18 protein-coding genes and 1 pseudogene are annotated in these 20204 nt (G+C 52.7%); 7 read left to right on the forward strand and 12 right to left on the reverse strand.

Translation table 11 applies throughout. The features are described from left to right. The first annotated feature begins 107 nt into the window (after positions 1–107). Both AC0QH1_RS03570 and AC0QH1_RS03575 read left to right on the forward strand, forming a co-directional pair. On the forward strand, positions 108–296 hold the full coding sequence (locus AC0QH1_RS03570) for a CPXCG motif-containing cysteine-rich protein (protein ID WP_324629476.1): 189 nt from the start codon (positions 108–110) through the stop codon (positions 294–296). Positions 297–429: 133 nt separating this feature from the next. After that, complete coding sequence (locus tag AC0QH1_RS03575; protein WP_324629478.1) at positions 430–879, forward strand: SRPBCC family protein; 450 nt, start codon at positions 430–432, stop codon at positions 877–879. Positions 880–889: 10 nt separating this feature from the next. Here AC0QH1_RS03575 and AC0QH1_RS03580 read toward each other — a convergent pair whose 3' ends face one another. Together AC0QH1_RS03580 and AC0QH1_RS03585 are read right to left on the reverse strand one after the other, a co-directional pair. After that, positions 890–4084: a PAS domain S-box protein gene (locus tag AC0QH1_RS03580; RefSeq protein ID WP_324629480.1), complete on the reverse strand. Its 3195-nt coding sequence runs from the start codon at positions 4082–4084 to the stop codon at positions 890–892. 507 nt (positions 4085–4591) lie between these two features. Beyond that, positions 4592–4927, reverse strand: coding sequence for a hypothetical protein (locus tag AC0QH1_RS03585; RefSeq protein ID WP_324629481.1), 336 nt, complete (start codon positions 4925–4927; stop codon positions 4592–4594). Positions 4928–5216: 289 nt separating this feature from the next. Between AC0QH1_RS03585 and AC0QH1_RS03590 the strand changes: the two genes are divergently transcribed. From AC0QH1_RS03590 to AC0QH1_RS03600, 3 genes are all read left to right on the forward strand, one after another. Continuing rightward, a complete protein-coding gene (locus tag AC0QH1_RS03590) occupies positions 5217–7061 on the forward strand; it encodes an iron uptake porin (RefSeq protein ID WP_324629483.1) in 1845 nt (614 codons plus the stop codon). Between the two features lie 402 nt (positions 7062–7463). Further along, a complete protein-coding gene (locus AC0QH1_RS03595) occupies positions 7464–8021 on the forward strand; it encodes a pentapeptide repeat-containing protein (RefSeq protein WP_324629485.1) in 558 nt (185 codons plus the stop codon). A gap of 264 nt (positions 8022–8285) precedes the next feature. Further along, positions 8286–8888, forward strand: coding sequence for a pentapeptide repeat-containing protein (locus AC0QH1_RS03600; RefSeq protein ID WP_324629486.1), 603 nt, complete (start codon positions 8286–8288; stop codon positions 8886–8888). A 157-nt stretch (positions 8889–9045) separates the two neighbouring features. Here AC0QH1_RS03600 and AC0QH1_RS03605 read toward each other — a convergent pair whose 3' ends face one another. From AC0QH1_RS03605 to AC0QH1_RS03620, 4 genes and pseudogenes are all read right to left on the reverse strand, one after another. Continuing rightward, positions 9046–9642, reverse strand: coding sequence for a molybdenum cofactor guanylyltransferase (locus AC0QH1_RS03605; protein WP_324629487.1), 597 nt, complete (start codon positions 9640–9642; stop codon positions 9046–9048). Beyond that, a complete protein-coding gene (locus AC0QH1_RS03610) occupies positions 9629–10681 on the reverse strand; it encodes an anthranilate phosphoribosyltransferase family protein (RefSeq protein WP_324629488.1) in 1053 nt (350 codons plus the stop codon). The genes AC0QH1_RS03605 and AC0QH1_RS03610 overlap by 14 nt, the downstream gene beginning before the upstream one ends. Positions 10682–10749: 68 nt before the next feature. Further along, positions 10750–10893, reverse strand: a pseudogene (locus tag AC0QH1_RS03615) (LysR family transcriptional regulator); the annotation flags it as partial. A 118-nt stretch (positions 10894–11011) separates the two neighbouring features. Continuing rightward, on the reverse strand, positions 11012–11470 hold the full coding sequence (locus AC0QH1_RS03620; protein ID WP_324629489.1) for a nitrate reductase associated protein: 459 nt from the start codon (positions 11468–11470) through the stop codon (positions 11012–11014). Between the two features lie 133 nt (positions 11471–11603). Between AC0QH1_RS03620 and AC0QH1_RS03625 the strand changes: the two genes are divergently transcribed. Then, positions 11604–11843 carry a hypothetical protein gene (locus AC0QH1_RS03625; RefSeq protein WP_324629491.1) on the forward strand — a complete coding sequence of 80 codons (240 nt, stop codon included), beginning with the start codon at positions 11604–11606 and terminating at the stop codon, positions 11841–11843. Between the two features lie 51 nt (positions 11844–11894). Here AC0QH1_RS03625 and AC0QH1_RS03630 read toward each other — a convergent pair whose 3' ends face one another. From AC0QH1_RS03630 to AC0QH1_RS03640, 3 genes are all read right to left on the reverse strand, one after another. Then, positions 11895–14132 (reverse strand): molybdopterin oxidoreductase family protein, encoded by a 2238-nt coding sequence (locus AC0QH1_RS03630; RefSeq protein ID WP_324629492.1) that lies wholly within the window; start codon positions 14130–14132, stop codon positions 11895–11897. 51 nt (positions 14133–14183) lie between these two features. Continuing rightward, positions 14184–15704: an MFS transporter gene (locus tag AC0QH1_RS03635; protein ID WP_324629493.1), complete on the reverse strand. Its 1521-nt coding sequence runs from the start codon at positions 15702–15704 to the stop codon at positions 14184–14186. A gap of 200 nt (positions 15705–15904) precedes the next feature. Beyond that, positions 15905–17443, reverse strand: coding sequence for a ferredoxin--nitrite reductase (locus AC0QH1_RS03640; protein ID WP_324629494.1), 1539 nt, complete (start codon positions 17441–17443; stop codon positions 15905–15907). A gap of 483 nt (positions 17444–17926) precedes the next feature. Between AC0QH1_RS03640 and AC0QH1_RS03645 the strand changes: the two genes are divergently transcribed. Next, entirely contained in the window at positions 17927–18985 is a 1059-nt protein-coding gene (locus tag AC0QH1_RS03645) for a HEAT repeat domain-containing protein (RefSeq protein WP_324629495.1), read from the forward strand. 73 nt (positions 18986–19058) lie between these two features. On the opposite strand, the gene AC0QH1_RS03650 is transcribed toward AC0QH1_RS03645, so the two are convergent. The 3 genes from AC0QH1_RS03650 to AC0QH1_RS03660 form a co-directional block, all read right to left on the reverse strand. After that, on the reverse strand, positions 19059–19181 hold the full coding sequence (locus tag AC0QH1_RS03650) for a hypothetical protein (protein ID WP_324629496.1): 123 nt from the start codon (positions 19179–19181) through the stop codon (positions 19059–19061). A 149-nt stretch (positions 19182–19330) separates the two neighbouring features. Beyond that, the gene (locus AC0QH1_RS03655; protein WP_324629497.1) at positions 19331–19642 is read right to left on the reverse strand and encodes a hypothetical protein; all 312 of its coding nucleotides are present in this window, start codon (positions 19640–19642) and stop codon (positions 19331–19333) included. Beyond that, the coding region (locus AC0QH1_RS03660; protein WP_324629498.1) for a hypothetical protein at positions 19614–20204 on the reverse strand (591 nt) is incomplete at its 5' end. The genes AC0QH1_RS03655 and AC0QH1_RS03660, both read right to left, overlap by 29 nt.

Here is a 20204-nt window from a genome sequence, read left to right on the forward strand (position 1 = left end):
ATCGCACCTCGCCAAACGAAGTCCGCCGACGCGGACTAATTTTTTTACAGCTATTATTTTATCGAATAAGTTATCATATCCCCCAGTAAATCTCATCTGCTCCATTCATGCAAAATACCGCCGAATATTGCTGCGCCTACTGCGGCGAACCCAATGTTACCTTTATTGACCTCAGCGCCGGAACTCAGCAATCCTATGTCGAAGATTGCCAAGTCTGCTGTCAGCCTAATCTGTTATTTATTTACCTAGACGAAGATACCCTAGACATCCAAATCCACAGCGAACCCGAAAGTTAATTTAAGTGGGTTTTCTCCATCCAGACGACAATTACTCAGAGCAAACCGATGCAAATTCTTCCGGTGCAATTCATTCACCAAACATGATTTAATCGATAAAGACCCGCAAACGAGATGAAAATCAATTTCGCCCATGCTGCACTTTAAATACACCAGTCTCATCGATGCCCCAGTGGAAGTGGTCTGGAACTTTCACGAAAGAGAGGATATTTTGCAATTGCTCACCCCACCCTGGCAACCGGTGCGCGCGATCCGTCGCGAAGGCGGGTTAGACGTGGGTGCCATTTCCGAATTTCAGATTTTTTTAGGACCGTTCCCGGTGAAATGGGTGGCGCGTCACACCGCCTGCGAAAAAAACCGCTTATTTATCGACGTACAAGACAGCGGACCGATGGAACAGTGGACGCATCGCCATGAATTTATCCCCGAAAATGGCAAAACCCGCCTGATCGATGCGATCGACTATGCCATTCCCGGGGGGTGGATGGTGGAAACCCTCATCGGGTGGTTTGTAGACGCACGCCTGCGAGATATGTTTCGCTATCGCCACGAAGTGACGCAACGAGAATGCGCCCGTTTGTAACGGTTAAAATTTATATTTTTGCCGCTTTATTTGCCTTTATCGGAATAGCGATCGCAAATTCCGTTCCTTGTCCCAAAGTGGAGAAACACTCTAAAGTACCGCCATGTTTCTCCACAATAATCTGATAGCTAATCGATAACCCCAGTCCGGTTCCTTTCCCCACCGCTTTGGTGGTAAAGAAGGGGTCAAACAAGCGATTTTTGACCGTTTCCGTCATTCCCGGTCCATTGTCTGCAATCCGAATTTCTACCGAATGCTCGTCGATGACTTCGGTTTTAATGAGAATTGTTTTTTGTCCTTGGTCATTGGTCATTTGTCCTTGGTCATTGGTCATTTGTCCTCGGTCGTTTGAACTTGTTAGTGATGAGGAATGACCAGTGACGAATGACTCTACTGCATCGATCGCATTTGCAATGATATTCATAAAGACCTGATTGAGTTGGCCGGCATAACATTCTACCGGGGGCAAATTACCGAAGTTTTTGATAATTTGAATGTCTCCCAGGCGGTGGTGTAAAATGAGTAAAGTATTGTCGATGCCTTCGTGAATATCCACGGGTTTCATCTGCGCTTCGTCGAGGCGGGAGAAATTTCGCAAGGACAACACGATTTGCCGAATTCGTTCCGACCCCATTTTCATGGAAGCGAGGACGCGGGGAAAATCTTCCAGGGTAAATTCTAAGTCCATGTCTTCGATTTCCGCTTGGATTTCCGGAACCGGATCGGGGTAATGCTGTTGATAAAGTTGGAAAATCGATAACAGTTCTTCTAAATAGTTGGTGGCATGAATTAAGTTCCCGTGAATGAAGGTAACGGGATTATTGATTTCATGGGCAACTCCCGCCACCATTTGTCCGAGACTGGACATTTTTTCCGTTTGGATCAGTTGTGCTTGAGTTTGCTGGAGTTGGTGTAGCGCTTCTTGGAGTTGCTGCGCTTGCGATCGCGCGCGATGGGCGGAGGCGCGAGATTCGGCGTAGAGTTCCGCTTGGTCGATCGCGATCGCCAGTCGTTCCGTCACCGACTGCATCAGCGCCACCTCACTTTCATTCCACTGTCGCACTTCGGTACAATTAACGCAACTGAGCGCCCCCACCTCTCCCGATCGCGTTTGCAGGGGAAAACACAGCAGGGATTTCAACCCGATTGTCGCCGCAATTTGCTGTAATTTCAGCTCTTCTAGCGCCTTCACATCATCGATGCGAACGCTTTGCAGTTGCAGGCATTGTTGTGACCACAGTTCGCTGCGATTGAGAATCTCTTCAAACCGGGTAATATCCGTATCTCCCGCTTCTTTTACCGACTCCCAAATCTGCACAGCGGCACCCCTTGACCCCGCTGCATTTCCCTGGGGACGATACCAGCTAAAGTAACACAGATCGATTTGCAACAACTCGCGAATTTCCGCCACCGCCGTTTCCAGAATCCGATCGAGATCCAAAGACTGGCGAATCTGTTCCGTGAGTTGGTTGAGGAGTGCTTCGCGCAGTGCTTTTTCTTGCAATCGTTCCTCCGATCGCCGCAACGCCGCCTCGGCAAGTTTGCGCTTGGTGATATCTTCCACCGTGCCTTCATAGTATAGCACATTTCCCTGGGCATCGCGCACGATGCGAGCATTTTCAGCTACCCAGATAATTCGGCCATCTTTGCGGTAGACTTGCGACTCAAATTCAGAAATCCGATCCGATCGCGCGATCGCCGTCATAAATTCCCCCCGACGATTGGGATCCACATACAGTTCTCGATCGATACTGGCGATCGCGGCGATGAGTTCCTCTGGGGACTCGTACCCGTATATCCGCGCCAGGGCGGGATTCGCGCCGATATACTTGCCCTCTGGGGTACTCTGAAAAATCCCCATAATTGCATTTTCAAAAATGCTGCGATATTTTGCTGACGCTTCCCGTAGCGCCGCTTCTGCTAACTCCCGGGAGGCAATTTCTCCTTGGAGGCGATCCACCACTTGTCGTAATTGCGCGGTTCGTTCCTCCACCCGCGATTCTAACGCTTCTTTCGCCTGTTTGAGCGCCTCTCGATCGCGCTGGCGATCGGTCACATCCTGCACCAAAGACGCCACCCCAATCGTGTTCCCTTCCGGATCGATTAATGGCGTATTATACCACTCGCAAATAATACTCTTTCCGGATTTTGTAAAATTCTCATTCGTACTGCGCTTCCCTCCCTTTTGCTTCAATAAATCTGTCCAAACGCGGTTTACATGCTCTCGGGCACTTTCTGGCACCAATAATCCTGCCGCATGACGTCCGAGCGCTTCGCTTTTGCTATAGCCAAAAATTTTTTCCGCCGCCGGATTCCAGGCGATCGCTTCAAAATTAAAATTCCATTCAATGACTCCCAACGGAGTTTGCTGCACGTGCAGCGCTAATTTTTGTTCCGATTTTCGCAGGGCTTCTTCAGCCGTTTTTCGTTCGGTAATATCGAGCAATATTCCATCCCAAATCATATCCCCATTGCCTTGTTTCTCCGGTTGCGACCACCCTTCAAACCATTTCACCTCCCCCGAAGGCAAAACAAATCGACCCTGCCAATGCCAAGGTTGTAGGGTTGACGCAGACACCGCCACCGATTCCTCGAAGGTATTATAATCATCGGGATGTATCATCTGGGTTAGAATTGCGGCATTGTGTTTGAGATCCTCCGGGTCGAGTTTAAAGAATTGACGACACCTCGGACTGATATAAGGAAAATAGGAAGTGCCATCGGGGCGCAACCCAAATTGATAAATCATTCCCGGCACATTCGCCGCCAATTTTTGCAACCGATCCTCGCTTTGCAGAAGTTTCGCCTCGGTTTGTTTCCGTCGGGTGATATCAAATTGAATGGAAATGTATTTGACAATGATTCCGCCAGGATTCACAATCGGCGTGATTGTCGTGTCCACCCAATACCGCGAGCCATCTTTGCGTTGGTTTTGAATTTCTCCGCGCCACAGCTGTCCTTGACGCAGGATTTCCCACATTTGATGGAAAAACTCCGGGGGGTGACATTCCGAACCCACCACTCGATGAGTTTGGCCCAAAAGTTCCTCCAAATCGTACCCGGAAATTTGCAAAAACTTGTCATTCACCGCCAGCAGTCGTCCTTCGCTGTCAGTTTCGCTGACAATCGCTGCGTTATCTAGGGCTTGCTTCCAATGGGTTAATGTTTCTTGACATTGCTGCAAATCTAGCGGACAGTTCATCATCGGATCCCCCTTTCCGTGTAATTAGCTTTAGTTCCACGATCGCGCGGTTGTACTTCTTACAGCATAGTCTTCCATGTTTGTCCCGGCGAAACCGTGAACTCCCTGATTTCTGTCACCCAACGCAGACAAAAGGCGACGAAAGCCGCGATCGGCGCGACTCAAGTGGATTTTCTATCCCGAATCTCTCAGAACCATCCCCGGACTTCTTTTACATCTAATTTTCATAGCTTTTTATGAGTCTAACTCTTCGAGGGATTAAATGCAGATAATTATTCATCCATTTGCCCCTCGTTCCCAGCATGAGCTGTTCCCCTCTGCCTTGGATATTCAAATCATTTCATTTTGCCCGATTTTATTGCTTGTTTTCAATATTTTGCACAGGTTTATAGAGAAATTTTAATTGGTTAAAATAAAACGGGGTGGGCAATGCCCACCCTACAGTTTAACGGTAAAATTTTGCATAAATCAGCCGCATCCCGAAGGAGCGACGAGAAGCAAATAAATTTTTTATTCTGCAGCACGTTCGCTCATCGAGTCTTCGCGCAGTTCTTCGTGCTGTCGCTTTTGAGCAATTGATTCTCTGGCTTTTTCTTCAGTCCCATTCGCCGGGGGATTTTCTACTTCTTGCGCGGCACGATGGGACATGGATTCTTGTCGCAAATCTGTTTGTTGTCGTTCTTCTGTGTTTAATTTGCGGGCATCTTGCTGGGTAGTCATGGAAAGTTGCTCCGATTGCTGCATTCGTTCTATCTCGAGATTAGCCGATCGCGATTTGCCCAGACATCTAGCAAAAGTTAGAGTTTTGGCTTTGTTGTTGTGACCTTCACTGGCGATCGCACTCAATGAGTTTGGGAATGGAGACGGGAGGGCGGCGATCGCGACGTTGGCTTAAAATGCGGTGGGGGCGGGGGAGGGTCTCCATTCCAGATTTCCGGGAAGGTCTCAGAAACGTAGCAAATCTTTACAAAATCGTTACAATTCTACCCATGCCGAGAGAGATTTTTAGTTTATGCTAGGAACAAAATAATTGGTGTCAATCCTTGGGGTGTACTACAAGCTGTTCGCAAAGCTTAAACCCAACAAATAGACGCACGCAGAAACTATGAGCAAATTGTTTTGGGTTGCCCTCAGAATGAGTGCAGCTCTTGTAGTCGCTACCTTGTGGGGGGAAACGGCTACCCTCGCGGTGCAGGGGAATCGGGATGCAACCGCTGTAGATGCTGTGGCTTCCCCCGGATCTGTCGCCTCCTCCATACAGCCTGCCGATTTTTTAACTCCAGAACTCACAGAGTCGCCCCAGTTCTATGCGGATTTAACTCGCGAAACCGAGGGATGGTTTTCCAGAACCGAAGGCGATCGCTCAGATCCCAAACCAACGGGAGAAGGGGTTTCCCAGTCCACAAGCGCAGAAGGAACCAATCCCTTAGCGGACATTACCTCGGTGTCTCAACTCTCCGACGTCCAGCCAACGGATTGGGCATTTCAAGCATTGCAGTCTTTGGTGGAGCGCTACGGGGCGATCGCCGGCTATCCCGATGGCACCTTCCGAGGCGATCGCGCCCTAACTCGCTATGAATTTGCCGTGGGGCTAAATGCGGCATTAGGGCGCATCGAGCAACTGCTGCAGCGCGATCGCGATCGGATTACCGCAGAAGACTGGCGGGCGATCGAGCGCTTGCAAACCGACTTTGCCACCGAACTGGCGCAAGTGCGACAGCGCCTCGATAATTTAGAAGCGCGCACTGCCTTGATTGCGGGCAATCAATTCTCCACCATCACCAAACTCAACGGCGTCGTCACCTTTAACCTAGCAACTGCAGGCACCCAAGGCGATGTGAGAGTTAACCGCATCGACCCCAACGACGTTTTCAGTGCCGCCGCCCGGGGCGCAAATGGGGAGCCGATCGTCACCAAAGTGAAAGACGACCCCCAAACCACCTTTTCCCAAGTCACCCTCTTGTTTCTCACCACATCCTTTACCGGTGAAGACAGTCTGATCGCCACCTTGGCGGCGGGAAATGGCAACTCCCCCGCCAACAACTATACCTCAGCCGGCTTGTTTAACACCTTTGGCGTTTCCACCTTAGACTTTACCCCCAGCGCCAACCCGAACGAGCTGGTTATCGTGGAAGCCTTTTATAGCTTTCCCGTGACCTCCTCCGTACAACTCGCCGTCGGACCGCAGTTCTTTTGGTCGCGCTATTTCGATACTAACGCCTTTACCTCCTCCATCGGCAAGGGAGCCAGTGGTTTCAACACCTTTGGCAGCCCCCTGGTAAATGACTTGACACGAGGTTCCGGTGCGGTTCTCACTTGGGGGATGAGCGAACAGTTCGATCTGCGCCTGGGTTACGTGGGCGGACTGGATTCCGCCAATCCCACCGTGGGATTATTTGATGGCAACCGTGCCTTTACCGCGCAGTTAACCTATTCTCCCACGCCCAATCTCAATGTGCGATTGCTCTACGATCGCTCCGCGATCGCCCCAGTGGACGGCCAAATTAAAACCCGCCCCCTGCTTGGCGTCGCCGATGATGGCTTCGGTGGTTCCTTGGAAGATGCCACCGCCGATGCCTTTGGCATTAACTTCGATTGGCTCATCGCCCCCAAATTCGGGGTATTCGGACGCTATACCTACGCTACCACTCACTTAACCCCGGAAACCGACAGCATTTCCGGCGGGGATGTCACCGCACAATCCCTGCAACTGGGAGTGGCATTTCCCGACTTGGGAAAACAAGGTGCCTTGGCAACTCTCACCTATGTCGTTCCCTTTGACCTGTTGGACGGTGAGGAATTCCTGGTGTCTGGCGGGGGTGATGGCGGTACCCAATACGAGTTTGAAGCCGCCTATTATTTCCCGCTGAGCGATCGCATTGCCATTATTCCCTCCCTTTACGCGATCGGCAATCCTAACAACTTCGACGCCAACCCCACCATCTACACCGGCACCGTAAACACCCAATTTACCTTCTAGGTCCGATTCGGCCAACCACCAGCATGGGGGCGGTTTTTTTAGCAGCTCAATTGGTGCCAACTGCTAACAGCAAACCCGCCCCCGCCTTATCCCTTTTCTCAGAATTAACGCCATTTGAGTTTCCCACCCGGCACCGGATTACCCGCCAGCGCCTCCGGTTCAATTTTCGGAGGATGGGAATCCAATTCCGCTCTAATTTTATCGCCTCAAACTTGCCGATTTTTAAGCTTTTGTGGTATGCTGTACGTATATACTGAAATCTTTAGCAAAACGAGGGTTGCAAACCACGCCAACCTGTGGCGTTGGTAGGGGGCGGGGCAATCCTGAAAAAATTCAGTAATTGCAAGATTAAGCCGATGGAGTCGGTACAATAATCGCCAACAGCAGGGAGGAAAGGCAAACATGAAACTGACAACTTTAGGAATCACTGCATTGTTAACCGCCACACTGGGATTGAGTACAGCCGCGATCGCCGAAAATCCCACCCCGGTTCAACAGTTGCTCGAAACCCGAGAAGGCCCCGGCTTTAATTTAACCAATACCGACCTCAGCGGTAGGGACTTGGCAAATGCCGATCTGCGGGGAGCCAACTTCAGCGGTGCCAACCTCAGCGGTGCTAACCTCAGCGGTGCCAACCTCCAGGGAGCTAACTTAAGTGGAGCCACTCTCAGCGGTGCCGATTTGAGCGGTGCGGATCTCTCCGTGGCTAACTTAGTGGATGCTAAGGTGAATGAGGCCATTTTCAAAGATGCAAATTTGACGGCGGCTAACCTCGGCGGCGCTCAATTGGTGAATGCCAATTTGCGCGATGCCAATTTGTTTCGCGCCAATCTCAACGCCGCTAACCTCAGAGGTGCGAATTTATTAGGTGCGAATTTTAATGCAGCCAATCTGTTTGGCGCGAATTTGCTGGGGGTTAGAGGGGGGAACTTCACTAATGCGATCGGCTATTCGCGTTAAATTCAAGACAGCGGATTAAATTTTCACCAATGAAATTTAGTTGCGATTTAAACCCTTGGCGATTTGCTAAGGGTTTTTTAAATAAAATGTTACCCTGGGGATGAGAAAGCGAAAGTTGGAGGAATGTAATTGGGGTAGGTTTTTCCGCTGTAGCGAAAAATGTATGGCTATCGCAAAGTGACAGAAAAGAGGCGATCGCGATGTTAGCATTCGCCTTCCCTCGGGAAAGCTAAACAACAAGTTAACCGATGGGGGGGAACATCAATGAAATTCAGCACAGTAGTGGCTTTAGTTTTACCGATCGCGATCGGGTTTGGGAGTCCAGCCACAGCCGAAAATTCGGCAGACCTGCGACGGTTACTCGAAACCAAACAATGTCAGGGGTGCGATCTCCGGGGTGCTAACCTACAAGGTGCTGACTTAAGTGAAGCCAATTTACAAAGTGCCGATTTAAGTGAGGCCATCTTGACCGGGGCGAACCTGTTTCGGGCAAACTTGTCCGATACCAAGCTGGTGAATGCCCATCTGCGCGATGCCAATCTGTTCGAGGCCAATCTATGGAAAGCAAACTTAAGTAATGTGAGGCTAGACAATGCCAACTTGAGCTTTAGCGAGTTGTGCGAAGCTGACTTGACCGGGGCAAATCTCACTGGAGCCAATCTGGGCATGGCAGACTTGCGGGAGGCCAACTTCAGCCAGAGTAACTTAAGCATGGCAAATCTGGCCGGTGCGAATCTCAACGGGGTGCAGTTGGATGAGGCAAATCTGGCCGGTGCGAATCTGAATGGAGCGATCGTGGATGACGGGAGTGCGATCGAGGCAACGGTGATGGAATGGACCGATCCGGCGCGATCGCTGTTGAGATAAAGTCGCGATCGCGCGCGGGCGATTGAAATCGCCCCTGTGCCAGCCGTAGCATAGCCCGGTCGCGCCAGCGCTATAGTCCCCATGACAAAGACTAATTCTTCTTGATTGCTAGTCCTCCAGAGGCGATATAAACAGTTCGGGCAAGCGTAGCCCCCGGCTACGCTTGCCCGCTCAAATCTGCCGGATAGTTACAGTTATATAACATCTGCCGTTCCGCATCTCCCAGGGGAATGCGATAGTGAGACACTCCATCCAGCCAACTTTGGAACGATCGCCCCCCTGCCGCAATAAACCCTTCTAACTGGGGCAAGACCGCAGGGCGATAGAAGCCACACAGGGGTTCCCAACCCGCCTGAGAACGAGCCACCGCAACCCCACAATCCGGGGGATGGGTTGGCAACTCCTGCAGCCAACCCCCTAAAATCTCCCCATCCAAACGCGGTAAATCGCATCCCAACAGCCAAATCCAGTCAATCTCGGTATTCTGACAATCCTGCAACACCTGTTGCAATGCCACTAACGGACCTGCCCCCGGTTGTCGATCGCTCAACCACTCACAGGTAGAGGGCAAAATGTCTGCATAGCGATCGGGCCTAGGCGTCATCACCATCACCTCATCCACCAGACTCGCTGCCACATCATATACCCGTCGTAACAGGGGAACCCCATCCCACAGGAGTAACGATTTATCTTCCCCCATGCGGAGACTTTGACCCCCGGCGAGAATCGCCGCTTTCACGTTAACTGAGTTCATCTTGCAATTCCCGTACTTTCTCCATCAGTTGCCCCTGCAGGAGCATCTCTTCCCCAAGCTTCAACCCTGCCTCCAAACTGGAGCATACCCCACAGCGCCACAGATAAAAGCCCAGATTCCAAATAGCGGCAGGAGTGAGAGGGGTATTTTCCCCCGCTAACGTGCCGCGCAAATCTTCCAGATATGCCGCAACCGATTCCAACGCGACATCTTTGCCACCGAGATCGTACTCCCGGGGGTGAAGGTGTAACCGCTGCCAACTGGGGGATTTACAGCTTGCACCGGGTTTTCCCAATTGTCCGATAATGGCGGGGCGAGTGCGGGGCAAGTCGCAACTCCCTTCTAATCCTTTCACGGTGGTAAAACAGGTTTGCTGCCGCAAACTGAGAGCCGTTTGAAAGAGTCCCTCTGTGGGGGGATGGACGAAACCACAGACCAGATGGGTGTCGCCGGCGTAGGGATTCCACATCAGTTCCATCGTGGCAACCGGGGGACGTTTGCCCAGTTGATCGCGATAGGGAACTAAGGATTCGGCGGCACCGAACCAGTGGGGTTGGTAGTAGAAGCTTAACCCGTGGCGGGCTAAGGTTTCCGCGAGCCGATCGCGCGATAAGACAGTCCAATCTAGCCCTAAACCTCGCCAAACCTCGATGAAGGGCATGCCATATTTCGTCGGCATTCGGTCGCTGCCATGACAGAGGGTGGGAACCCCCTGCACTGCTAACCCGAGGGCAGAGATTGCCGTGACGGGAGCTGTGCGCGATCGCCCATCGTAGGGACAGCCTAACACCGTAACCGGGCGATCGATGGCGGGGAGTTTCTGCGCAAAGCGATCGCAAGCATCCAAAAATCCCGCCAACTCTTCTCCTTGAGGGCGTTGAATGCGATGGGCAATCAAAAAAGCTCCGATCTGCGCGGGGGTTGCTTCTCCACTCAGCATCATCGCCATTGCCGAAGCGGCTTCCTCCCGGCTAAGATTCTTTCCGGTATGAGATCCGCTGCCGACTTTTTGAATAAAGGGGCGAAAGTTGTAGCTCATCGTTATGCCATTGAAAGGGCGATTGTTCGAACCACCTGTGGCTCTGATTCTGGTCTGCTAACTGCTGGGAACTGACTCAACCCCAATGCGGTTTCCAACCCCTGCACCGGGCGGCTGACAGTGGACTGCGTTACCTGACACAAACGGGCCGCTTTCTGAAAACTTCCCATCTGCGCAACGGTTAAAAATGCCTGCAATTGCTCTAATCGCATTCGGCTCTTGGGTCTTTATGTGAACCTTTTTACTCTACAGAAGAAACAACCGCCGAAAAAGTAAGCATTGATACGGCACCACACTCCAGCCGGGGAGAAAGGGCGCAGGGGTATGGACTCACAATAGCCCGAACTCTTGCACGGCGGGATAGAAATTCCGGTTTTCGTGACTGGGGCGACTGAGTTTGAGAAGGGCGAAGCGCTGCAAGGGAGTCAGGGTGGCCCATTGCCGATCGCCGATCGCGATATCGAGCGATCGCGCCTTCTCCCGGACCGTATCCGGAACCGTCTCCCTCAGCCAGGGAGGATTGGAATCCACGGCTAAATCTTTCGGCGTCTCCCCGCTGCGATCGCGCACCAGGCGACGCAACAGATCGCGATAGTGGGCAATTTGCGCTGCAGTTTCGCAGGGGGTCTCCACCAGCATCTCTCGTTGCGCCGTTTCCAACTCATGCCAGTGGTGCAGTTTCAACTTCACGCCACAGGTATCGAGTTTGTAGCGCACCTGCATCGGGATGCAGCGCAACGACTCCACAAAATCGGCTTCAAACTGAAAAAATTTTAGGTCGGTTTGCATGAGTGCTCCGTTAATTCTGTCAATTTTATTACATTTTTTTGCGAAACAGGGAATTTAAGGGCGATCGCCCCTAAAATAAAAGGCACCACAGGTTACTTGCCTACCATTCGCCGTTCACCATGCCCTTATTTCTATGAATGCCGATCGCGATCGATTTAGCCGCCACCGTGATGAGACCAAGCAACCGCCGATTCGGGAGAACATCCATGAAATTATCGTTAGTGTCCTCATCGCCTCATTACTCGTAGGATCCATTCCCATCTTTCAATTAAAAGCCCTGTCCAACTATCCCCAGCGCCACTGGGAGATTCCCAGCGAAGCCACCCTCTGGACTCCCACCCGGAATCCGAGTCCTAAACCGAACATTCGATAGGGGGTGGGGGGGCAATGCCCACCCTACAACTAATCCTGCCCCGGCGGTATTTCAATCCCCCGCTTGGATGAGTTCGTGCAGGGAAATCGGCGGGGGTGCCGAGGAATCCTCAGCAGCGATTTGCAGACCTGACAACTCCACGGTAAGGGGCATTAACCGCACCGCACAGGCTTTTAACTCCGGTTGCAGAGAATCGGGACAGACTTCTGGGTGAGTGAGAGCATTGGCTTCGGCATTGTCTGCCCAGAGGAAGCCCCAGTGCATGGGAACAAACAGCGTTCCTGGGGAAATGGCTTTCGTCACCCGGGCTTTGAACTTTCCTTGTCCCCGACGGGAGAGCAACCGCACCCACATTCCATCTACAATGTCTAATTTTTTGGCATCCCGGGGATGAACCTCAACAAAGGGGTGGGGATGTTTTTTGGTGATTTTAGAAATATGGCCGGTGCGCGTTTGGGTATGCCAATGTTCGTAGACCCGCCCGGTTGTGAGAACAAAGGGATAGTCCGGGTTCGGGGGTTCTGCTAAGCCTCGGGCATGGGCGTGACCGAACCGCGCCCGTCCATCTGGAGTAGGGAAGCGGAAATCTTCATAGAGTCGCTTGCTGTAGCGGGTTTCGGGGTCAAATTCGACCCCTGCCGGTTGGGGCCACTGGATGGGTTCTCGTTGCAGGAGGTCGTAAGTGACCCCACTCATATCACACACTCGGCCTTTTGTCAAGGAGACAAACTCCTGGTGGACTTGGTGAGAATCGCGGAAGGGAAATTGTCGCTCGAATCCCAGTCGTCGTCCGACTTCGGCGAAGATTTCCCAATCCGGGCGGGCCTCACCGGGGGCATCGCGGAACTTGGGACAGAGCGTCACCATGCGTTCCGAGTTGGTCATGGTGCCGGTTTTTTCTCCCCATTGGGCTGCCGGGAGCAAGACATGGGCATATTCGGCGGTTTCCGTAGGGTAGTAGGCATCTTGATACAGGGTAAAGGGCGATCGCCGCAATGCCGCCTTGGTACGTTCGATATCCGGCATACTCACCGCCGGATTGGTTGCCGCCACCCAGAGGAACTGCACCCTATCTGCTTCGAGTCCTAACATCATATCCCACGCCGCCAACCCCGGGGTAGAGTCGATTTGCCCTTCCGGAAGTCCCCAGTGACGTTCTACTGCGGCGCGATGTTCGGGATTGGCGACCACCCGATATCCGGGGAGTAAATGTGCCAGACCCCCGGCTTCCCGACCCCCCATCGCGTTGGGTTGGCCGGTGAGAGAAAACGGACCTGCGCCGGGTTTGCCGATCGCCCCGGTCATTAGATGCAGATTAATCAGCGATCGCACCTTCGCCGTCCCCTCAGAAGACTGATTCAGCCCCATCGACCACATCGACAGCACCCGCTCATTTTCCGCCCAATAGCGCGCCGCCTGTTCCAACTCCTCCAGAGAAATCCCACACTGACGGGCCACCAGTTCCGGGGGATACTTGTCCAGCACTTGGGTATATTTGGCAAAGCCGCGAGTACAATCCTCGATAAACAAAGAATCGATCGCTTGCCAGCGCAATAGCAAGTGCCCAATGCCATGCAGTAACTCGATATCGGTGCCCGGACGAATGGCGAGATGCAAATCCGCCGCTTTGGCGGTGGGAGTTGCTCGCGGATCGACCACCACTAATTTTACCTGGCGGTTTTTCTTGCGATACTCCCGCAGTCGGTTAAAGGCGATCGGGTGACATTCCGCCGCGTTGGTGCCAATCAGGAAGGCGCACTGGGTTTTCTCCAAATCGTCATAACAACAGGGAGGCCCATCGGATCCGAAACTTTGGATATACCCTGCCACCGCTGAAGACATACAGAGGCGGGAGTTAGCATCAAAATTATTCGTGCCCAGACAGCCTTTCATTAGTTTTTGGGCTACATAGTAGTCCTCGGTTTGGAACTGTCCCGACCCATACATACAAATGGTATGGCTGCCATAGGCGGCGCGAACCGCCCGGATGCGGTTGACGATGCGATCGAGTGCCTCATCCCAACTGACGCGGCGGAAAGGCTCATCCAGGGAGTTCCGCATCAGGGGATATTTGAGGCGGTTTTTGTCCAAAGATTCGGCAACGGTTGCGCCTTTAATACAGACACGACCTCGACTCGAGGGATGTTGGCGATCGCCCCGAACTCGCCAAGTTGGGGTGCCCGCCTCATCGCGGTTCGTCGCTTTTCCAGGCAGTGCCGGCGGTTGCACTTCCAATCCGCAACCCACACCGCAATAGGGACAGAGGGTTTTTGTAGGGGCTGTGGTCATCGTCAGTCTCCAGTCAAAAAGTCAAATGTGAGAAAGTGGCACAAGGCGAATTCACTCAGAACCGATTTCATTCACCAAGGTGGGGATATGGGCCGTCTCCTCCATGTCTTCCCCCTCGTGGAAATCGGCAAAAGAGCCTTGGGGTTCTTTCAGGAAGAAAGCACAGAGGAACGCCACCACCATCGAGCAAAGTCCCAAGGTTTGGAAGAAAATCTGATTTCCCATCGCACCTTCGGGCAGCAGGCTGAATAGGGTGAGATACGCCACCGCACCTACATTGCCATACGCGCCCACATTGCCCGCAATCTGTCCGGTAACGCGACGTTTGACCAGGGGAACAATGGCATAGGTTGACCCTTCCCCAGCTTGCACGAAGAAAGAACAAGCCATCGTCAGCAGAATAGCCGCCGGCAGAAACCAAGTATCAGAGACTCGGCTCATAAACAAGTAGCCAATGCTCATGGTTCCCGTTAACACCGTCATCGTCCATTTCCGGCTGCCCAGAGAGTCGGAGATTAAGCCACCACCGGGACGAGACATCAGGTTCATAAAGGCATAACTGGCAGCAATCATCCCCGCCTGTGCTGGGTTTAAGCGAAAGGTGGTTTCAAAGAAAGCGGGTAACATGGACACCACCGCCAACTCAGAGCCAAAGTTAACCACATAGGTGAGTTCTAAAATGGCAACTTGATTGAATTTGTAGCGGTCTTCCGGGGGATAGCGTTTTTCGCCCCGCAGCAGTTTGGCGTTCGTTTGCCAGCAGCCGTAGGTTTGGAAGAGATACAGTCCCACCAAAGCAGTCCACACCAGGAATAATGCGGGGCGATCGAGGAATCCCACTTGATGTAAGCGCCATGCCAGCAGTCCCAGAATGCCCACCAGGGGAACGTTCATCAGCATCAAGAAGAAGAAATCTTTGCGGCTGGTAACTTCTAAACCACTGGCGCGATTCGGGCGGCGATATTCTTTGCCTGGAGGCGTATCTTCCACGTTAAAGAAGTAAATTATACCATAGACAGCCGCCGCTACCCCAGTCAGAGCAATGGCTAACCGCCAGTTGGCTGCGCCTCCGGCGAGGAACGATAAGCCTAGGGCAACGGAGGGCAGGGTAAAAGCTGCCGCCGCCGAACCAAAGTTGCCCCAACCGCCATAAATGCCTTCTGCTAAGCCAATTTCTTTGGGGGGGAACCACTCGGCTACCATGCGAATGCCAATCACAAACCCTGCCCCCACAATGCTGAGCATCAAACGACTCACAACCAGGGTGTTGAAGTCTTGGGCGATCGCAAACAAACCACAGGGAATAGCCGCATAGACTAATAGGATGGAGTAAGTTAAACGCGGTCCGAAGCGATCGAGTAACATGCCAATCAGAATCCGCGCGGGAACCGTAAGCGCCACGTTACAGATGCCCAGGGTGCGGATTTGCTCCACACTTAACCCCAGATCCTCGCGAATGATGGTGGCTAGAGGAGCAAAGTTAAACCAGACCACAAAGGAGAGGAAAAACGCGAACCAAGAGAGATGTAGAATGCGGTAACGACCGCGTAGAGAAAGAAGTTGGGTTAACATAGTTCGACAGACAGGATCTTGATTACGAATTAAAAGGCGATCGCGCAGGGGCAGACGGAGACAATCTCCGCCTCTCGAGTGCATATCGTCTCCGGAGGAATCCTCGCACAAAGGATGACTCCGCGTTGGGCTTCGAGTTTCCTCAGCCTCGGCGCAATTTCAATTGCCCGCTTCGCGTGAGGCATCCACGGGACGCGAGATTAGCAGGGTTTTTCCGTTGCCCCAAATTGTTCGATCAGCAGATCGCGCAGTACGGATTTGAGTTCGTCGCAGGGAATGGCTTTCATCACGCGATCGCCGAGTTTTGCATCTTTCCCCACTTTACCGCCCATATAGATATCCACGGCTTCCACAGTTTTGCCATCTTTGCGAGTTTTGGTTCCCATCAAGCCAATGTCGGCGACTTGAGGTTGACCGCAGGAGTTGGGACAGCCGGTCCAGTGGATGCGGACTTTTTGGCTCAATGCCAGTTCTTCGGTGAGTTCTTGGGCGAGTGCCAAGGCACGCTGTTTGGTTTCCACTAGGGCAAAGTTACAGAATTGCGCGCCGGTACAGGAGACGAGTTCCCGCACGAGGGGCGCTGGGGTGAGGGAAAATTCTCTCAAGAGGGGTTCTTGTTGGAAGGCATCGAGTTTGGCCGTTTCGATGTGAGAGATAATAAGGTTTTGTTCCACAGTGAGGCGAATTTCTCCGTTGCCGTAGACTTGTGCCAGTCGCGCCACTTCAAACATGCGATCGGCTCTCAGGCGACCCACGGGAACGTGAAGTCCGGCATAATGAAGTCCTTGTTGCTTTTGCGGATGGATGCCCACACAATCCCGTTTTTCCCAGGCTATTTCATCTTTCGGGGCGGCTTCCGCAAGGGGAAAGCCCACTTCGGCTTCCACGGCGGCGCGGAATTTTTCCAGTCCCCACTCATCGATCAGCCACATTAATCGCGATTTTTGCCGATTGGCACGAGAGCCATTATCTCGGAAGACGCGCAGAATCGCACAACTGAGGTCGCTGAGTTGCTGGGGTTTCACCCAGGCATTCAAGGGGATGGCGGCGTCGCAGCGTTTGGCGGAGAAGAAACCACCCACGAGCACGTTGAAGCCAAATTCGCCGTTTTTGAAGGCGGGCACGTAGGCGAGGTCGTTGATTTCTGCGTGAACCGAGTTATCTCGACCACCGGCAACGGCAATGTTGAATTTTCGCGGGAGGTTCGTAAATTCGGGATTGCCTTCTCCCTGGTTGGTGATGGCATCCTGAATGGCTTGGCACAAAGGGAGGGTGTCGATAAATTCCCCTGCGTCAATGCCCGCCACCGGGGAACCGGTGATGTTGCGAACGTTGTCCATCCCGGATTGAATGCTGGTTAAGCCGGCTTGGTGGAGTTGTTTGAAGATTTCGGGGAAGTCTTCAAAACGAATGCCGCGCAGTTGCAGGTTTTGCCTGGTGGTGATGTCGGCGCTGCCTTCGTCTCCATAGCGTTGCACGATGCTGGCTAATACTCGCATTTGTTCGGCGCTGAGGATGCCGTTGGCAATCCGCATCCGCAACATGAATTTACCGGGGGTGACGGGTCGGAAAAAAATTCCGAGCCATTTCAGTCGGTGAATTAGGTCGTTTTCATCTAGGGCTTGCCAACCGATTTTGGCAAACTGTTCGAGTTCGTTTTTAACGGCTAAACCGTCTTTCTCGAATTTGTATTTCTCGAATTTGTTGAGTTTTACGGGAGGAGATACAGATTGAATCATGGAATGGGTTTTTTAGACTACTGAGGTTTTTTTGGAGCCAGAAGGACGAAAAATGGTGGTTTGCCTAGGGATACGCTGTTGGTTCTGTTTTTTTGGTAATCATAGGGGTTTGATTGTTTTTGCTAGTTGAAGTCGGAGAAGGGGAGAGAGTACAGAGATGGATGGGTCTGGAAAATGGAGTTTTTTGGTCGAGTTGTCTTCACGTTAAAAGAAGGGAAATTGAAGTTTGGTAATATTCACTACCAAAACTTTTGTTTTTTTTGAATTTTGCATGAGTCTGATGCAATTCCTACATCACATCGGCTGAAATGGGGGCTGAGTGCCTTGGCATCTATGAGGATGGTGGGTCAAGCTAGGGTCAGACGAGTTGCTCGTCTGTTTGGCTGATGTTTGGAATTCCGGATTGCCATGACTTTTGTTTCGTCGTCTTCACCTTCGCGCCGCAATGGATGCGGTCAAGTTGCGTCTGAGAATCGGTCTGAGATGCTAAGTGCGATGTTGGAGGTTTTGGAGTGGGGAGAGTTTGCCGATCGCTGGGAGGCGGCTAAACGGTTGCCGAGTTTTGGGCGATCGGCGTTGGAAGGTATTTTGGAGTTGTTGCGATCGCATCCCGATGATGCTGAGTTAGGTTGGTTTGCGGCTCAGGCGATCGCCCAGTTCGACGATTCGGCGGCGATCGCTACGTTGGTGAATTGGGTCACAACTGCGTCAGTGGATGAGGATGTGCGCGCAATGGCGGCGCGCGGGTTGGCGACTCTGGGGGAACCGGCGATCGCGCCTTTGAGTGAACTGTTACGGGAAAAACCCTGGCAGGTATTGGCGATTCGCACGTTGGCTCAGGTTCGTCACCCAGGGGCGATCGAACCGTTGTTTCCGCTGTGGGATGAGGGGAATCGGGAAGTGCGAGCGGAAATTTTGGCGGTGTTGGCAACTCGTCGCGATCGGCGAGCAATTCCGCTGATTTTGCAAGGGTTGAAGGATCTGGGGGCGCGGGTTCGCCGCGAAGCAACCATCGCCCTGGGGTTGTATGGCGATTTTGCCCCGGAGGTGGATGCGGTGGCGCTGTTGGAGGCGCAACTGCTCGATTTGGATCTGAGTGTGGCGCAACAAGCGGCGATCGCCCTGTCTCGGATTGGCACACCGACAGGGATTTCGGTGCTGGCGCGAATGCTGCGATCGGCCCATACCCCCCCGCCGCTTCAGTTCGATTTGATTCGCGCTTTGGGTTGGATCGAACATCCGGAGGCAATTGAGGGGTTGCTCTCGGCGCTCTCTGTTCCCCATGAGGGCCTCTGTGCGGAGACAATCCGGATTCTCTGCCAAATCCGCGATCCGCTCCTGACACCTCAGGTGGTGCAGGGTTTGGTCAATTGGTGGTATGCCAATCCCCCCCAGCGGGAAAGTCCTCACATCCGTCAGGCGATCGCCCTGGGATTGGGGAATTTCAACCAGCGGGAAAGTCAGGCGATCGTGCGATCGCTCCTGGAGGATCCCGATGAAGCGGTCCGCTGGCACGCTCGCGCTGGCACGAAACAAAGTTAGGCGATCGCATTCCTGAAAAGGGGCGGGGATTTGAAGGAATAAGGAATGTTTTCATCGGCTAACTGTTGCAGCTCTAAATTAAACTGCGATCGGCTTTCAGCAGTCCCCGACTCCTCATCTCAGCAATGAGCAAATCTTGCAGCGCTCCGCCTGCGACCATATCGCCCATCGCCTCTACACCTCCACCCTTTCCCATGAGATTGAACTCTCTATCCACCTCTGTGCAAGGCGGATCAAAAGTATCTCTCAAACTATTTTGGAACAATGGTATAATCTGCTGTGCCCTACTCTCTCAAGCTGGAACCTCCGGATCCGCCGCAAAGCCTTCAACCTAACAGAAGATCCCTAGAATCCTTTCCCAAAAAATCGCCTTTCCCGTGGAAAATCCCCACCCTCCTCGATTCCGGGTAGCTTTAGCTGAATCGGTTCTGAGTTGTCCGATTCGGGGGGTTCTGGCGGTTGTGCTTTCTTCCGTCCCCGCTTTCCAGTGGATTTGGTAGTTTTCGCCTTGGATTTTTTGGCGGTTTTGGCTTTGGGTTGGTTGGCGCGTTCCTCGCGAATGCGATCGAGGAGTACCGAGGCGGGTTCGTCTTTGGGGTCTTGGGGGACTAGGGAAAACGCATCTAATCTACACTCTATTCTTCTCTTCTTCGTCAAACTCCCCTTCACCAAAATCGCGATCGACTAACGCTTTTAAATCGGATTTGCTCCAGGGAGAACCATCGGGTTGCCGGGTGGATTTTAGCAGCGCTTCAATTGCTCCAAGTTCCGAACCCGTCGGTGGTGCTCCCGATGCTAACTCCCGCAACCGCTGCGCCTCGAGGGTCGATTCCGAGGCTAATTTCTCCCATCCGTTCTCAGCTTTCAGCACTCCGCGAGTCATCATCTCGGCAACGAGCAAATCTTGCAGCGCAAGGGTCGCGAGTGTCTCGGCGATCGCTTCCGGGGTTCGACCCATTCCAATGCGATCGAGGTGTCTGCGGAACGGTTGCAAGGCTTGCAAAATCGTTTGGTTGAGCGTTTCCCACAAGCGCAGCCTGTCGGAAAATTTCAGGTAAGGCAAGCGCTCCACAATCTCCTCGAACCCCACTGCACAATTCGGAGCGCTCATCACGTTCCGCACCAGCTTCGTCAGGGGCAAGTCCCCCTCAATATAGGCATTGAGTTCATCTGCCGTCACGCCCAAAAAGTTAAGCAGCGCCTCTCGGTTGCGCTTATA

This window comes from Phormidium sp. CCY1219, from assembly GCF_055795085.1.

Excerpts from the sequence above, each read along its gene's own strand:
- AC0QH1_RS03570 (WP_324629476.1), top strand. The coding sequence starts at position 108 with ATGCAAAATACCGCCGAATATTGCTGCGCCTACTGCGGCGAACCCAAT.
- AC0QH1_RS03575 (WP_324629478.1), top strand. The coding sequence starts at position 430 with ATGCTGCACTTTAAATACACCAGTCTCATCGATGCCCCAGTGGAAGTG.
- AC0QH1_RS03580 (WP_324629480.1), bottom strand. The coding sequence starts at position 4,084 with ATGATGAACTGTCCGCTAGATTTGCAGCAATGTCAAGAAACATTAACC.
- AC0QH1_RS03590 (WP_324629483.1), top strand. The coding sequence starts at position 5,217 with ATGAGTGCAGCTCTTGTAGTCGCTACCTTGTGGGGGGAAACGGCTACC.
- AC0QH1_RS03595 (WP_324629485.1), top strand. The coding sequence starts at position 7,464 with ATGAAACTGACAACTTTAGGAATCACTGCATTGTTAACCGCCACACTG.
- AC0QH1_RS03600 (WP_324629486.1), top strand. The coding sequence starts at position 8,286 with ATGAAATTCAGCACAGTAGTGGCTTTAGTTTTACCGATCGCGATCGGG.
- AC0QH1_RS03605 (WP_324629487.1), bottom strand. The coding sequence starts at position 9,642 with ATGAACTCAGTTAACGTGAAAGCGGCGATTCTCGCCGGGGGTCAAAGT.
- AC0QH1_RS03610 (WP_324629488.1), bottom strand. The coding sequence starts at position 10,681 with ATGAGCTACAACTTTCGCCCCTTTATTCAAAAAGTCGGCAGCGGATCT.
- AC0QH1_RS03620 (WP_324629489.1), bottom strand. The coding sequence starts at position 11,470 with ATGCAAACCGACCTAAAATTTTTTCAGTTTGAAGCCGATTTTGTGGAG.
- AC0QH1_RS03625 (WP_324629491.1), top strand. The coding sequence starts at position 11,604 with ATGAATGCCGATCGCGATCGATTTAGCCGCCACCGTGATGAGACCAAG.
- AC0QH1_RS03630 (WP_324629492.1), bottom strand. The coding sequence starts at position 14,132 with ATGACCACAGCCCCTACAAAAACCCTCTGTCCCTATTGCGGTGTGGGT.
- AC0QH1_RS03635 (WP_324629493.1), bottom strand. The coding sequence starts at position 15,704 with ATGTTAACCCAACTTCTTTCTCTACGCGGTCGTTACCGCATTCTACAT.
- AC0QH1_RS03640 (WP_324629494.1), bottom strand. The coding sequence starts at position 17,443 with ATGATTCAATCTGTATCTCCTCCCGTAAAACTCAACAAATTCGAGAAA.
- AC0QH1_RS03645 (WP_324629495.1), top strand. The coding sequence starts at position 17,927 with ATGCTAAGTGCGATGTTGGAGGTTTTGGAGTGGGGAGAGTTTGCCGAT.
- AC0QH1_RS03650 (WP_324629496.1), bottom strand. The coding sequence starts at position 19,181 with ATGGGAAAGGGTGGAGGTGTAGAGGCGATGGGCGATATGGTCGCAGGC.